Annotated in this window: 11 protein-coding genes, 1 tRNA gene and 1 pseudogene; 5 read left to right on the forward strand and 8 right to left on the reverse strand. The window is 73.5% G+C overall.

The genetic code is table 11. The features are described 5' to 3' along the window. Positions 1–115: 115 nt before the first annotated feature. Positions 116–586, forward strand: a complete 471-nt coding sequence (locus KF840_16150) for a hypothetical protein (protein MBX3026442.1) — start codon at positions 116–118, stop codon at positions 584–586. 450 nt (positions 587–1,036) lie between these two features. On the opposite strand, the pseudogene KF840_16155 reads toward KF840_16150, so the two are convergent. Next, positions 1,037–2,046 (reverse strand): annotated as a pseudogene (locus KF840_16155) (IS630 family transposase). A 148-nt stretch (positions 2,047–2,194) separates the two neighbouring features. Between KF840_16155 and KF840_16160 the strand changes: the two are divergent. Both KF840_16160 and KF840_16165 read left to right on the forward strand, forming a co-directional pair. After that, a complete protein-coding gene (locus tag KF840_16160; protein MBX3026443.1) occupies positions 2,195–2,467 on the forward strand; it encodes a type II toxin-antitoxin system prevent-host-death family antitoxin in 273 nt (90 codons plus the stop codon). Positions 2,468–2,494: 27 nt separating this feature from the next. Beyond that, complete coding sequence (locus KF840_16165; GenBank protein MBX3026444.1) at positions 2,495–2,884, forward strand: type II toxin-antitoxin system VapC family toxin; 390 nt, start codon at positions 2,495–2,497, stop codon at positions 2,882–2,884. A gap of 319 nt (positions 2,885–3,203) precedes the next feature. Here the strand turns inward: KF840_16165 and KF840_16170 are convergent. Both KF840_16170 and KF840_16175 read right to left on the reverse strand, forming a co-directional pair. After that, positions 3,204–3,277, reverse strand: a tRNA-Val gene (locus KF840_16170). Positions 3,278–3,365: 88 nt separating this feature from the next. Beyond that, the gene (locus KF840_16175) at positions 3,366–6,674 is read right to left on the reverse strand and encodes a heparinase II/III family protein (protein MBX3026445.1); all 3,309 of its coding nucleotides are present in this window, start codon (positions 6,672–6,674) and stop codon (positions 3,366–3,368) included. Between the two features lie 114 nt (positions 6,675–6,788). Between KF840_16175 and KF840_16180 the strand changes: the two genes are divergently transcribed. Together KF840_16180 and KF840_16185 are read left to right on the forward strand one after the other, a co-directional pair. Then, positions 6,789–7,268, forward strand: a complete 480-nt coding sequence (locus KF840_16180) for a hypothetical protein (protein ID MBX3026446.1) — start codon at positions 6,789–6,791, stop codon at positions 7,266–7,268. 270 nt (positions 7,269–7,538) lie between these two features. Beyond that, on the forward strand, positions 7,539–9,293 hold the full coding sequence (locus tag KF840_16185; protein MBX3026447.1) for a hypothetical protein: 1,755 nt from the start codon (positions 7,539–7,541) through the stop codon (positions 9,291–9,293). 160 nt (positions 9,294–9,453) lie between these two features. Here KF840_16185 and KF840_16190 read toward each other — a convergent pair whose 3' ends face one another. The 5 genes from KF840_16190 to KF840_16210 form a co-directional block, all read right to left on the reverse strand. Then, positions 9,454–11,052 (reverse strand): hydantoinase B/oxoprolinase family protein, encoded by a 1,599-nt coding sequence (locus KF840_16190; protein ID MBX3026448.1) that lies wholly within the window; start codon positions 11,050–11,052, stop codon positions 9,454–9,456. A 5-nt stretch (positions 11,053–11,057) separates the two neighbouring features. Continuing rightward, a complete protein-coding gene (locus KF840_16195) occupies positions 11,058–13,073 on the reverse strand; it encodes a hydantoinase/oxoprolinase family protein (protein MBX3026449.1) in 2,016 nt (671 codons plus the stop codon). Between the two features lie 111 nt (positions 13,074–13,184). Further along, positions 13,185–13,511 (reverse strand): zinc ribbon domain-containing protein, encoded by a 327-nt coding sequence (locus KF840_16200; protein ID MBX3026450.1) that lies wholly within the window; start codon positions 13,509–13,511, stop codon positions 13,185–13,187. A 26-nt stretch (positions 13,512–13,537) separates the two neighbouring features. Further along, positions 13,538–13,867 (reverse strand): DUF167 domain-containing protein, encoded by a 330-nt coding sequence (locus tag KF840_16205; protein ID MBX3026451.1) that lies wholly within the window; start codon positions 13,865–13,867, stop codon positions 13,538–13,540. Further along, the gene (locus KF840_16210; protein MBX3026452.1) at positions 13,864–14,160 is read right to left on the reverse strand and encodes a YggT family protein; all 297 of its coding nucleotides are present in this window, start codon (positions 14,158–14,160) and stop codon (positions 13,864–13,866) included. The genes KF840_16205 and KF840_16210 overlap by 4 nt, the downstream gene beginning before the upstream one ends. Positions 14,161–14,204 lie beyond the last annotated feature (44 nt).

Genomic DNA, 14,204 nt, shown 5'->3' on the forward strand with positions numbered 1-14,204 from the left:
TGGACGTGAAGCCGCGTGATCGCCGGCGACCGCGAACGTGCGGTTGCCACGCGCGCCCGCCTGACGCTAGAGGGACGCCTGGCGCGCAGACCGCGCCAGGAGTGCCCCGCCTCGAATGGAGACAGCGTACATCACGGCGTTCGCCGCGTTGGCCGGATCGACGATCGGCGGCCTCACGTCGCTGACGGCCACCTGGCTGGCGCAGCGCTTTCAGTTCCGCGCCCAGCAACTGGCGCACGACATCGCCCGCCGCGAGGACCTCTACAAGGATTTCATCAACGAAGCATCGCGCTGTTACTCCGACGCCCTGCAACGCCACGACATCGAGGTGGCGGCGCTCGTCCGCGTCTATGCCCTCGTGAGCCGCATGCGGATCCTCTCGTCGCCGGCGCTCGTCGAGCAGGCGGACAACGTCGTGCGGTTGATCATGGAGACGTACGCCGGCCCGAACCGACCGATCGCCGAGGTCGTGGGCGAAGTGCGCAGCGGAACGCTGCTGGATCCCTTGCGCGACTTCAGCGACGCCTGCCGCGAGGAGTTGCGCCGAGGCGTCGTCATCCCACGGCTCCACGACCCCCTGCAGTGAACGCTCGGGCGGACGCGGCGCCGCGCATCAGCAACTGGCCGCGCACGCTCGGTTGGCGCAAGCCGCTGACGCTACCCGCTCACCGCATGCGCCCGCAGCGCCCGCCGCGCCGTCCACCAACCGGCGGTCACCGGCACAGCAGGGCCTGAATCCAGCCCTTGAGCAGCAGGGCGTCGACCTGGTCGATGGCCTCCATCCGCTGCCGCACCGTCGCCGGAAGGGAGATGCTCACCGTTGCGAGCTTCTCGCGCGTCCGGAATGGTCGCACCTGGACTCGAACCAGGGACCTCCTGCATGTGAGACCGCCCAGGGGCAAATCCGCCGACATCCGCTGTCGCCCTATGTCGTCGATTTCACGAGCAAATCGCGGCGTCGCTGATTCCGCCGACGTCCGCCATTTTTCGTCGTTGACCGCGAGTTATTGAGTCTCGCAGAATATAGTGACGGGATCTAGAACAGCTCCGCTTGCTGCCAGAAGGCGGTCACCAGCGTGGGGCGGCGCTGCATTCGGCGCAAGGCGCGGCGCGCCACGGTGGTGAGCTGCGAGAAGTCCTTCGGACAGAAGTTGGGCAGCTCATGCTTCTTCCAGTACCCCCAGATGTATTCCACGGGGTTCAGCTCCGGCGCGTAGGCGGGCAGGTACTCCAGGTGAATCGCGCCGCGCTGGCGAGCGATGAAGTCCTTCACCAGTCGACTGCGGTGCTGCCGCAGCCCATCCCAGATGATGAGCAGCTTGCCGGGGAGGGCCCGTTGGAGACGGCCCAAGAAGTCGACGATCTCCGGACTCTTGATCGTGCCGGGGTACAGCCGGAAGTAGAACTGCCACCACGTTACGCCCGCGATCGCCGAGAGCGTCTTCCAGTGGAAGTGATACTGGAGGACCGGGGTCTGCCCCCGCGGCGCCCATGTCCGACAGCGGTGCGGGCGCTCACTGAGTCCGCTTTCATCGATGAAGACGATGGTGCGCCGCTCGCGGCGGGCTTTTTTTTAAGGGCGGGCCAGTGCTCGCGTTTCCACCAGCGGATACGGGCTTCGTCGCGCTCCAGGGCGCGCCCGGTCGGCCGCTGGCAGCTCCACCCGAGCTGCCGGAGCAAGCGCCAGACGTGGCCGGGATGGAAGCGCTCCGCGAACTCCTGCTCGATCAGCTCCGCGACGCGCCCGGTGGTCCACAACCCGGTGGGGTATCCGAGCGCTTCCGGGCCGCGCTGCAGGGCGCGTTCGAGCTGGCGGCGTTGCGAGGCGGTCAGGCGCGGTGGGCGCCCCGCGCGCCCCGCCTTCTTCAGCCCGGCCCGCCCGTGGGTCGCCAACTGCTGCACCCAGCGACTCACCGACTGGCGATGGACGCCCACCCGCCGCGCCACCTCGGCCGGTTTCACCCCGGCCTTCAGTAACCGCGCGGCCTCCAGTCGCCGCCGTTCCAACTCATCAAAATCCCGCTTCACCCCCGCCGGATTTCCCATGGATCGTCGTGTATCACATCCGCCGCTCAATGTCACTATATTTTACGATACTCAATAGGCTACAGTTTGGCTACAGTGGTCGTCGCTCCGCTGCGCTCGCAATCTCGCGCATCGCGCCGCCACATTGCCATGTGCTACGTTGACGTACATGGAACGCATCGGAATCCGCGCCCTGCAGCAGCATGCCAGCGCCGTCCTGCGCCGCGTACGACGCGGTGAGTCGATCGAAGTGACGGAACGCGGTCGCCCCGTCGCGCTACTCACCCCACCACAGCACAGCCTCCTCGATCAGCTCCGCGCTGCGGGACGCCTCACGCCGGCGGCCGGCGATCTGCTCGATCTCCCGATGCCGCGGAAGCCGTCCCCGGGCGTCGAGCTCCCGTCCAGGCGTCTGGCGCGCCTGCGGCGCGCCGAGCGCTGACGACGACAGGCGCCCGTAGGACCGCCGATCGTGGTCTTTCTCGACTCCTCGGCGTTGGTGAAGCTGGTGATCCGCGAATCCGAGACACCTGCCCTCCGACGCTACCTGGCCACCCGCCCCCAGCGCATCGCCTGCCAGCTCGTCCGCACGGAGGTGCCGCGCGCGGTCCGCCACTTCGGGCCACGGGCGCTCGCCAAGGCCCGCAGCGTGCTGGAACGCATCGAGATCGTCCGCCTCGACGACGACCTGCTCGACGCGGCGGCCCTCATCGATCCGGCGGTGGTCCGGTCCCTCGACGCGATCCATCTCGCCACCGCCCGACTGCTGGCCCGCGAGCTCGAAGCCGTCATCACCTACGACAGCCGGATGCGCGCGGCTGCCGAACGCATCGGGCTGATCGTCGTCGCCCCGGCCTGAGCCAGCGTTCGACGCGAGTACTTCCTAAAGGGCCGGAGGATCCGCGAGATCGCCCGCGAGTGGCGGATCGCGCGCAATGCCGTGCGCAAGGTCGTGAGCACGGGGACGACACGGAGCACGTACGATCGCGAGGTCCAGCCAAGGTCGATTTGGACGCCGATACCCCCGCTCACGGGGTCAATTCTCGACGCCGAATCACACACCAAACTGCGCGCGGCGGTAGAGATTGGCTACAGTTGGGCTACAAACGCCCGGAAGCACCGTTTCCCGGGTCCGGCGGGAAGCCGCCTAAATCACCGCCGCCATTGGACATCCGGAATGGTCGCACCTGGACTCGAACCAGGGACCTCCTGCATGTGAGGCAGGCGCTCTAACCAACTGAGCTATGCGACCGGACCGGGGGAGTCGAGAACCTCCGCCGCTACCACGCAGTGCTGGGCGAGGCAAGGTCGGGGCGCGCTCGTGACGGGTCGGGGGGACATCAGGCGGCGGTTTGGCAGCCGAGGAGAGCGCGGCGGACGGCGGCGAGGAGCTCGTCGATGGTGACCCGGCCATCGCCGTCGGCGTCGGCGCTGCGGCACGAAGCGAGCGGGCCGGCGCCGAGCGCGGCGCGCAGCGCCAGGGTCAGCTCGTCGATCGAGACGACACCGTCGCGGTCGCAGTCGCCGACACACGGGGGCGCGACCTCGATCGTCGCGCCGGCGAAGGCGCGGCCGCCTCGGCCGTCGGCGGCGGAGACGATGACGCGCGCACTCCCGGGCGTGACGGGAGTCAGCGTGAGGTGGCCGGCGGCGACCGTGGCCTGCAGCGCATCGCCGGCCACCGCGGCGCGGAAGACCAACGCGTCGCCGTCGGGGTCGCTGAACGTCGCGCCCAGGTCGATGGTGAGCGGTGATCCGCCGAGCTCGATCGGCAACGGCACGACGACGCTCGGCGCCCGGTTGGCCGTATCGCCGTCCGCGTCGTCGGCGTCGATCCAGCCGTCGAGGTCGTTGTCCATTCCGTCCTCGTCGGGATCGCCGCCCACGACCAACACCTCGGCGGGGCGGCTGGTGTCGCCGCGCGCGTCGCTGACGGTGAGCCGGACGCGGTAGGGGCCGACCCGATCGACGAAGAGCTGCGGCGTCCAGGTCTCCGCGCCGGCGAGCCACCAGGCGCTGCCGGCCGGCGCCGATACCAGCTCCCAGCGCGGCGACAGCCGATCGCCGTCGGCGTCGCAGCTCCCGCGGCCGTCGAGACGCACCACCTGCGGCGGCGCGACCGTGCGCTCCTCGCCGGGATCGGCGGCCGGACGCGAATGGTCGGTGTCGGCCCGCAGCACGATGCGCCGCTCGCGCCCCAGCAGCAGGCGCGTTTCCTCGCCGCGCTGCGAGAGCGCGCAGGCTCCGTCGGCGGCGTGCGGCACGAACGGCAGTCCGCGCACGACGACGAGCGGGTCCGCGCAGTCGGCGATCACTTCGACGCGGCCGGGGGACAGCGCCGTGAGACCGAGATCGCCGCGATCGTCGCAGGCCAGCGCCGCCCCGCCATCGTAGGCGAGCCGCCGCGCGCCCGCGCTCCAGGCCAGGCGCAGCCCCCCGTCACCGGCCACGTCGAGCAGCACGACGTCGCCGTCCGTGCGCAGGGCGTGGTCGCCGTCGGGCGGGAACAACGCGAGCTCCGAGCCGTCGGCCGACCGGGTCGCCGCGACGACGCGCCGGTCGCTCGCATCATCGCGCAGCGTCAGACCGGCGCCGTTCGCCACCGACAGCGAGGCGAGCTGCGGCGGCGCGCTGCCGCCGGGCGACGGATACGCGATCTCGACGCCGCGCACCGCGGCGCCGGTGGCGCTGGCGCGGAGCACGGTGTGCGTGCGACGCGCCCCGTTCGCCTCCTCGTGCGGGCCGCTGGTGGTGTCGAGCGCCGGCGCGCCGGCATCGAACGCGAAGCCGACATCCAGACTGGCTCCCGGGCGCGTCCAGCGCCCGCCGGTGGCCGTGGCGGCGAACTCGCCGCCGCTGTCGCCGCCGCCGTTGCCGTGCAGAAGCCAGGTGTAGGTACGCGGCGCCGGCGCCGTCACCGCGTCGGCGAAGACCAGGTACCGGTCGGCCCCGAAGAACACATGCCGATCGATCAGCGCGCTGGCGGCGGCCGGCTGACCGTAGCGCGCCGTCACGCGCGCGGCGTCGAGCCCATCGGTGTCGAGGGTCCGCGAGAGCGTCGCCTGTCCGTCGGCCGGCGGCCGGCCGAACGGGGCGTTGAGCCACTGGGTCGACGCGGCGAGGTAGTCGACCGGACCGGCTCCGTCGACCAGAATCACGTTGTGGTCCTGCGGCTTGGCGACCAGGCCGCGGTCGGTGAAGGAGAAGTAGCCGGGATCGAGCGCCAGGCGCTCGCCGTAGGCGTGGAGGAGGAACGATCCCGGCTCGGCATGCTCGTGCGACTCCGGGGCGAGGCCGCGGCCGTCGCGATCGCGCCCGAACTCCGACGCCGTGTCGTGCTCGGCCTGGACGATCGCCACCACCGCGCTCGCCAGCCAGTCGCTGCGGAAGATCGCGTTGCCGCCCTCGACGTAGAACGCCGTCGGCGAGCCCGCCGGCGGCGCCGGCGTCAGGTGCGCGTCGTCGTAGGTGACGATCGCGTCGGGCGCCAGCGTGACGTTGCCGTCGCTGTCGAAGGGCGCCGGACAGTTCGCCCAGCGCCACGCGGCGGCCGCCGCGTCGACGCTGGGCGCCGCGCCGAAGTAGTAGCAGCGATACGGGTTGCCGTCGTCCACGGGCGCGAGCGAACCGTCGGGCAGCGTCATGTCGAGCGCCCAGCGCAGGCTGCGCGCCAGCAGCGGATGACGCCAGTAGCTCGGCACCTCGATGCCCTCGACCAACCAGCTCCCGCCGTCGACCAGTCGGTCCCAGGCACGCCAGAACGGCAGCAGGTTCTGCGAGGCATAGCGGAAGTAGAACGGCCCCTCGGCATAGGCGCCGTCGCCCGTCACCAGGCCGTAGCGCATGATGAGATCGGCCTGGTCGAGCCCGTAGGCCAGCCATCGCGCGGCATCGCGCACCTGCCTCGGATCGCCGCCGGGCGGGGCGGCATACTCCGCCACGGCAAGGGCAGCGATCACCAGCGCGGCGCCGCTCTTGGCCCGGTGGTTGTTCTGGTGCAGCAGCGCGAAGTTGTTCGCCGTCTCGGGATGCGCGAAGTTCTCGTAGAGCTCGGAGGCCAGATCGGCGATCCGTTCCTCGATCAACGGCGCCGCGGCACCAAAATCGTACCCGGCGCCGAGCAGGAGATCGTACGCCGTCGCGTACTGCAGCAGCTCCTCCGACGTGCTGATGTCGCGATCCCAGCCGCCGAGGGGCGGCGGCACCGCCAAGCGGGAGCGGTTGTACATCGCGGCCAGCAGCTCGTGGGCGCGCTGGCCGACCGCCCGCCGGTCCGCGACGGTCGCGAAGGGCCGGACCTGCCCAGCCGCCAGCGTGCGATCGATCGCGTAGAGAAACGCCAGGCTCTTGGCGGCGCGCGCCTTGAGACGCTCGGAGCCGATGGCGTGGTCGTCGAGCGCCACCCCGTCCGCATCGCGGCTGCGGCGCACCACCTCGCGCAGCAGGGTCGCGTACGGCTCGCGGTCGAGACGCGCCTGGATGACCGGCAGATCCGCGGCCCGGAAGAGGATGCGCGGCCGCGTCAGGTCGACGCCGGGCGGCAGCCACGACGCCGCGGCCGGCGGCGTCGGCCGGACGCCCATCCCCGCCGTCGCCACCACCAACGCCAGCCACAGGGCCTGGCCGACACGCCGCCGCCGTCCCGCCATGCGCTCGACCTATCGCGGGGTACGCGGCGTTGCCAGCGCGCGAACGACAATCTTGACGCACCGCATTGCATTCATGACGCAGTGTGTTAGCGAAGAGGCAGAGGAGGGACTGCGATGGCCAGCAAGCGAACGACGAAGCGCGGCACGGTGCTGACGGCGCTGCCCAAGGGCGTGCGCCGGGTGCAGGCGGAGGCCGAGAAGGCGCTCCACGAGGGCTACAAGGCGACGCTGGGCATGTTGCCGCCGGGCCCGCGCAAGGCGGTGCGGGACCTGGGCAGCCAGCTCGACGAGGCCGCCAGCGAGCTGCGGGCGCGCGGCCGCAAGGCGCTGCGCGGCGTCGAGCGGCGCCGCGAGGCCGTCGTCGATCGCGTCGAAGCGGTGGTCGCCCGCGCCGAGAAGCGCGGCGGTCGCGCCGTCCGCACGATCGAACGCGAGAGCGAGAAGTGGCTCGAGGCATTCGGGACAGGCGCCCGGCGCATGGTGCGGGCGGTGGCCGGGCGGCTCGACGTCGCCTCCGCCCACGACGTCGCCCTGCTGAACAAGCGGGTGGCCCTCTTGGAGCGCAAGCTCACCTCGCGCACGCGCGCCGCCTGAGGCGCGCCGACAAGCCCCCCCAGGGCGAACCTCCCTCCCCGCGCCGGCGCGCCACCGGGCGCCGCCGGGGAGGGAGCCCTCGGCGCGCGGCAGCGAGCTGCGGACCGCGGCGGGACGTCGCGGGGCGGTGGTGAGATGAGTCGCCGTCCGCAGCTCGCTGCCGCGCGCCGGTGATCGAATTCGCGCTTGTTCGATCGCCGGCGCGGCATAAGCTGCGCGGCGACGATGGGTGGACGTGCTTCAGTCATTGCCGGCGCGCACCCGGCGCGGGTGGCGTGGCTCTGGACCCCGGCCGTCGACCTCCTGATCGGCTGCGGCGGCTGGTCGTTGCCGCTGCTCGCGGTCACCGGCTGGGCCGCCGGCGGCAACGCGCTCGATGTCGCCTTCGCCTTCTCGTTGCTCACCCTGGTCTGCAATCACCCGCACTACATGGCGACCGTGCGTCGCGCCTGGGCGAATCCCGGGCGACGGGCGGCGTACCGGCGCTACACGGTTCATCTGGGGCTGGCCCTGGGGGCGACGGCGCTCGCCCTCTGGCGCTGGCCGGCGCTCATCCCCGCGGTCTTCACGCTCTACCTGGTGTGGAGCCCCTGGCATTACACCGGCCAGAACTTCGGCCTGTTGATGCTGTTCACGCGCCGCGCCGGCGTCGCGCCGGAGCGCCGCCTCCTGCGCATCGCCTTCACGGCCTCATACGCGGTCTGGCTGCTGACCGTGCAGTCGCGAGCGAGCAGCGACCCGTACATCTGGTCGCTCGACCTGCCGGCGGCGGCGCTCGATCCAATCGCCCTCGCGCTCGCCCTGGTGTCGCTGGTCACCGGCAGCCTCGCGCTCGGGCGCATGGGCGAACGCGGCGGCTGGCGCGCCATCCTGCCGCCCGCCGTGCTGCTGTCGTCGCAGACCCTGTGGTTCATCGCCCCCTGGCTGCTGCAGGTGGCGGGCGGCCGCGGCGTGTCCCCCCTCTACTACAGCAGCGGCGCGCTCGCGTTCATGCACTGCGCGCAGTACCTGTGGCTGACCACCTGGGTGGAGCGGCGCGAGACCGCCGCCGGCGCCTGGCGGCCGTGGCGGGTGGGGACGGCGCTGGTGCTGGGCGGCATCGCCCTCTTCTCCGCCGGCCCGTGGATCGCCAGCGGCCTCTTCGGCGCCGACCTCCGCGAGAGCACGCTCATCGTCATCGCGCTCGTGAATCTGCACCACTTCGTGCTCGACGGCGCGCTGTGGAAGCTGCGCGACCCGGCCACCGCCGCCGTCCTGCTCGATCCGCCGCCGCCGCCGCTGCCCGCGCCGCCGCGATCCGCACGTCCGGCGCTGGCCGCGGCGCTGGCAATGACGCTGCTCGGACTCGCCGCGCTCGACGCCCTGCAGCAGGCGCTCACCCGCGAGGGCGCCGATCCCGCGCGCCTCGACCTCGCGGAACGTCTGGCGCCGCGCGACAGCCGGGTCGCCGTGCGGCGGGCCGAGTGGCTCGCCGAGCACGCCGAGCCGGAGCGGGCCATGCAGGCGCTCGCGCCGTGGCTCGAACCGCGCGCCGCCAATGCCGCCGCCCTCCGTCTCCATGGATCGCTGCTGGTCGCCGCGGGGCGCTACGACGACGCCCTGGCGCACCTGCGAACGGTGCGCGAGCGGGTCGGCCTGGATGCCCCGGGGCTCGTCAACGCGGGCGTGCTGCTGGCCCGCGCCGGCGCCACCGACGAGGCGGAGATCGCGCTGCGCGACGCGGTGCGGATCGATCCCGGACTCACCGCGGCGCACCTCAACCTCGCCGGCCTGTGCCTGCAACGCGGCGACGCCCGCTGCGCCCTGGCGCACTACGGCGCCTACCTGAACGCGCCGGACACGACGCGCAACCGCGATTTCGCGATCGCCGCCATCAACGCGGCGGGCGCCGCCCGCCTGGCGCAGCAGCCGGCGCTCGCCACCCGGCTGCTCGAGGACGCGGCGGCGCTCGCCGAGCGCCTCGGCGACCACGGGGTGCGCGACCTCGCCCAGCAGCAGCTCGCGCAGGCGCCGGCGCGAGACTAGTGCACCGTCGTCCGAGATAGGCTCAAGCATCTTGTCGGCCCTCGACGTCCCTCGCAGCGTTACGCCTCCTTGGAATATTCCCGATATTCCTGCGTCGGGACGCCTTGCCAGGGGCGCCGATTGCTTGCCGAAATAGGCAACGAACTTCCAACTCGGGACACTAGCTGCTCTCGCCGCGGACCCGGCGGCGGCGCCGCGGGGCGCCCCAGCCGCCGCCGCCCGGCGTGGAGACGCGGATGCGGTCGCCGGGCTGCACCGCCACCGCTCCCTTGGCCGGCAGGGCGCGGACCGCCGCGCCGCGCGCCAGCTCGTCGCGCCCGGCGGCACCCGCCGCGCCACCCGCACCCCCTGGCGGTCGGGCGCGCCGGCGCTCGCCGAGCAGCGTCACCTGCGCCGGGGCGAGGAACTCGAGCTCGCGCACGATGCCGTCGCCGCCGCGGTGGCGGCCGCGCCCGCCGGACCGGCGGCGGATCGCGTAGCGCACCACGCGCACCGGCAGCTCGGCCTCGAGCGCCTCGATCGGCGTGTTGAGCGTGTTCGTCATGTGCGTGTGCACCGCGTCGCAGCCCGCTCCGCGCGGCCCCGCGCCGGCGCCGCCGCCGATCGTCTCGTAGTAGGAGAACTGGCGCGCCGCCGGCGCGCCGCGAGGGCGCCAGGTGCCGCCGAAGGCGAGATTGTTCATCGTCCCGCCGCTGGCGGCGGGGATGCGCTGCGGCAACGCGCGCGCCAGGGCGGCGAAGAGGACGTCGACGATGCGCTGCGAGGTCTCGACGTTGCCGCCGGCGACCGCGGCCGGGAAGGTGGCGTTGACGATGCTACCCTCCGGCGCGCGCACGGCGATCGGCCGCATGAAGCCGGCATTGGTCGGCACGTCGCGCGCGATCAGGGTGCGGAAGACGTAGTAGACCGCCGCCAGCGTGACCGCGTAATTGGCGTTCACCCCGCCGCGCACCTGGGCGCCCGAGCCGGCGAAGTCGACCAGCGCGCGGCCGCCGCCCAGGCGCACCGTGACGACGATCGGAATGTCGCGCGCCCCCAGCCCGTCGTCGTCGAGCCGGTCGCGAGCCCGCCACGTGCCGCGCGGCAACGCGCGCAGCGCCGCGCGCGTCACCCGCTCCGAGTACTCCTGCAACGCCGCCATGGCGCGGCGCGCGCCAGCGGCTCCCGTCCGGGTCACCAGCTCGCCGAGCCGCTCCGCCCCGACCCGCAGCGCCGCCACCTGTGCCAGCAGATCGCCGCGCCGCTCGGCGGCAACGCGCGCATTGGCCAGAAACAGCCGCAGCACGTCGTCGTCGATGGCGCCGGCGCGCGCCAGGTACACCGGCGGCAGGCGCAGCCCCTCCTGGTAGATTTCGGAGGCGAGCGGCATCGACCCGGGGCTCATGCCGCCGATGTCCGCGTGGTGCGCGCGGTTGGCGACGTAGCCCGCGCGGCGGCCGCGCACGTACACCGGGGCGACGACGGTGACGTCGGGCAGGTGCGTGCCGCCGGCATAGGGATCGTTCAGCACCACGACGTCGCCGTCGCGCATCGGCCGCTGCGCGATGGCGGCGCGCACCGACAGCGGCGTCGACCCGAGGTGCACCGGGATGTGCGCCGCCTGCGCCACCAGCGCGCCGGCGGCGTCGAACACCGCGCACGAGTAGTCGCGCCGCTCCTTGATGTTGGGCGAGAACGCGCTGCGGCAGAGGACCACCCCCATCTCCTCGGCGATGGCGGCGAGGCGATGATGGGCGATCTGCAGGTCGGCGGGGGACAGCGCGGTCACGCCGGCGACCTCCCGCCACGGCGCGACCGACGCGCGGCGCGTTCGAGGAGCAGATCGCCCGCGGCCAGCCGGCGCGCCGTCCAACCGGGCGCGACGAACGTCGTGGCGCTGAGCTCGGTGACGATCAGCGGTCCGGCGAGCGCGCCGCGCGCCGGCACCGCATCGCGCTCGACGCGCCGCCCCGCCAGCCAGCGGCCGCGCCAGCGCACGCGGTGCGGCAGCGGAGGGCCGGCGGCGGCGCGCGGCGCCGGCGGCGTGCGGACGCGGCCGGCGACGCGGGCCGCGAGCCGCAGGTTGACCACCTCCACCTCGCGCTCGCGGTCGGCATAGCCGTAGCGCGCCTGGTGCGCGGCGTGGAAGGCGGCGCGGTAGCCCGCCGTCAACGGCACCGACAGCTCGTGCGACTGGCCGCGGTAGCGCACGTCGAGCGACGCGGCGAGGACCGCCCGCCCGCCGCCCCCCTCGGCGCGCAGCGCGCGGCGGGCGCGCGCCGCGAGTGGCCGCAGCCGCTGTCGCAGCCGCGCCGCGGCGGGCGCGATCAGGCGCACCGTCTGCACGTAGTCGCGGCGGATGTCGGCAGCGAGCGCCCCCCACGCCGACAGCGCGCCGGGATGGCGCGGCACCAGCACCTGGCGCATGCCGAGCGCCTCGGCGAGCTCGCAGGCGTGCATGCCGGCGGCGCCGCCGAAGGCGACCAGCGCGTAGTCGCGCGGGTCGTGGCCGCGCTCGACCGAGATGCGGCGAATGGCGCGCTCCATGGCGGCGTTGACCACGCGCACCACATCCTCGGCGGCGGCCTCGACGCGGCTGCCGAGCTGGCGCGCCAGGACCTGCATGGCGCGGCGGGCGCGCCCGACGTCGAGCCGCATGCGGCCGCCGAGGAACGCCTCGGGAACGAGACGGCCGAGCAGCAGATCGGCGTCGGTCACGGTCGCGTGCTCGCCGCGGCCGTAGCAGGCCGGGCCCGGATCCGCGCCGGCGCTCCGCGGTCCGACCGCGAGGGCGCCGCCGACGTCGCGGAACGCCAGCGACCCGCCGCCGGCGCCGACGGTGTGGATGTCGATCGCCGGCACCGTCACCGGCAGGTCGCCGATCGTCCACTCGCTGCGCAGACGCGCGGCGCCGTCGAGCAGGCTGACGTCGGTCGAGGTGCCGCCCATGTCGATGGCGATGACGCGCGCGATGCCCGCCCGCCGCGCCGCGGCGAGCGCCCCGATGGCGCCGCCCGCCGGACCGGAGAGCAGCGTGCGCACCGCCTCGCGGCCGGCGGTGGCGAGCGAGAGGGCGCCGCCGTTGGATTGCAGCACGCGCACGCGAGCGCCGCCGACGCCGCGCGCCAACTGGCGCAGGTGGCGGCGCATCACCGGCGCGACGTAGGCGTTCAGCGCCGCGGTGCTGACGCGTTCGTACTCGCGGTACTCGCCGACCAGCGCGTGCGCGAGCGTGGTCTCGACCCCGGCGGCGCGCAGGGCGCGGCCGAGCCGTCGCTCGTGGCTGCCGTTGGCGTAGGCGTGCAGCAGGGCGACCGCCACCGACTCGGCGCCGCTGCGCCGCACCGCGGCGACGGCGCGCCGCACGGCGGCCTCGCTCAGCGGCCGCAGGACGGCGCCGTCGGCGGCGACGCGCTCCGGCACGCCGAGCCGCCGGCGGCGCTCGACCAGCGGCGGCGTGCGCCGCGGCTCGAGCGCGTAGAGCTCGGGGCGCGCTTGCCGACCGATCTCCAGCACGTCCTCGAAGCCGGCGGTGGTCAACAGCGCCACGCGCGCCCCGCGGCGCTCCAGCACCGCGTTGGTGGCCACCGTCGAGCCGTAGGTGATGCGGGCGCGCGTGCCGGCCGGCATGATCTCGGCGAGCCCCTCGATGACGGCGCGCGCCGGGTCGTCGGGCGTCGAGGGCCGCTTGTGGACGCGGAGGCCGTCGGCAGCGAGACAGACGAAATCGGTGAACGTCCCGCCGGTGTCGATGCCGATCAGCACGGGGGCGTCGTCGCGTCGGCGCCGTTGCCGCGGCATGCGGCTCTGTAACCCGGATGGCCGCGCGATGCCACGCGCGCCTCCCACCAACGCACGACGGCCGCCGGGGATGCCCCCGACGGCCGTCGACTCGCAGTCAGCGCGCGCGCCTCACGCCGCCTTGGCGCTCGCCTTCTTCGCCTTGCTCTCGCTCTTGGCTGGGCTCTTCGCCTCGCTCTTGGCTTCGCTCTTGGTCTCGCTGCCGGCGCCGCTCTCCGCCTTGCCGCTCGACTCGCCGCCGGCATCCTTGCCGCCCGCGCCCTTGCGCGCGTAGTCGGTGATGTACCACCCCGACCCCTTGAGCTGGAACGAGGTGTTGGAGATCAGCTTGCGGACCTTGCGCCTGCAGGTCGGGCACTTCTTCAGCGGATCCTCGGTGATCCGCTGGGTGACCTCGAAATCCCCGCATTTCTCGCACCGGTACTCGTAGATCGGCATGCGTCCTCCTGGCGGCCGGCGCGAAGCTAATCAGGGGCCTCCGGGGTGTCAACGCACCCCGCGAGCCGCGCCGCGATGCGTCGCGCCAGCGCCGCCGGATCGGCGGCGGCGATCGCCACCACCTTGTCGCGGCCGCGCTCGCCCTGCACCACCCGCACCGCCCGCCGCGGCACATCCAGCCATCCGGCGACGAGCGCGACGACGGCCGCGTTGGCCGCTCCTTCGACCGGCGGCGCGGAGACCTGCACCTTCACCGCCTCCCCGTGCCGACCGACGACGCGGTCGCGCGCCGCCCGCGGCTGCACGCGCAGCGCCAGGCGCACCTCGGCGCGCCCGACGGTGAGCACGGGGCTCATCCCATGCGAACGGCGAGGTCGTGCAGACTGCCGACGAGGAAGATCTGCAGGAAGTAGATGACCGCGATCACCACCAGCGGCGAGAGGTCGATGCCGCCCATGTACGGCAGCGCCCGTCGCACCGGGTAGAGGACCGGCTCGGTGGCGTTGTGGAGGAAGCGCACGATCGGGTTGCGCGGGTCCGGGTTCACCCACGACAGCAGCGCCCGGGCGATGATGATCCAGAGGTAGAGGGTGAGCACGAGGTTGAGCACCCCGGCGACGGCGACGAAGAAGTTGGCGAAGAGGAACATCGCGGCTGCGGCGGACCCTACCGGCGGGCCGATGGGGGCGCAAG

The sequence above is a fragment of the bacterium genome, assembly GCA_019637795.1.
Lineage (GTDB): Bacteria > Desulfobacterota > Binatia > HRBIN30 > CADEER01 > JAHBUY01.

What these genes read in the sequence shown, in the direction of transcription:
- KF840_16150 (MBX3026442.1), top strand. Translation starts at nt 116, where the DNA reads ATGGAGACAGCGTACATCACGGCGTTCGCCGCGTTGGCCGGATCGACG.
- KF840_16160 (MBX3026443.1), top strand. Translation starts at nt 2,195, where the DNA reads ATGGAACGCATCGGAATCCGCGCCCTGCAGCAGCATGCCAGCGCCGTC.
- KF840_16175 (MBX3026445.1), bottom strand. Translation starts at nt 6,674, where the DNA reads ATGGCGGGACGGCGGCGGCGTGTCGGCCAGGCCCTGTGGCTGGCGTTG.
- KF840_16180 (MBX3026446.1), top strand. Translation starts at nt 6,789, where the DNA reads ATGGCCAGCAAGCGAACGACGAAGCGCGGCACGGTGCTGACGGCGCTG.
- KF840_16195 (MBX3026449.1), bottom strand. Translation starts at nt 13,073, where the DNA reads ATGCCGCGGCAACGGCGCCGACGCGACGACGCCCCCGTGCTGATCGGC.
- KF840_16200 (MBX3026450.1), bottom strand. Translation starts at nt 13,511, where the DNA reads ATGCCGATCTACGAGTACCGGTGCGAGAAATGCGGGGATTTCGAGGTC.
- KF840_16205 (MBX3026451.1), bottom strand. Translation starts at nt 13,867, where the DNA reads ATGAGCCCCGTGCTCACCGTCGGGCGCGCCGAGGTGCGCCTGGCGCTG.
- KF840_16210 (MBX3026452.1), bottom strand. Translation starts at nt 14,160, where the DNA reads ATGTTCCTCTTCGCCAACTTCTTCGTCGCCGTCGCCGGGGTGCTCAAC.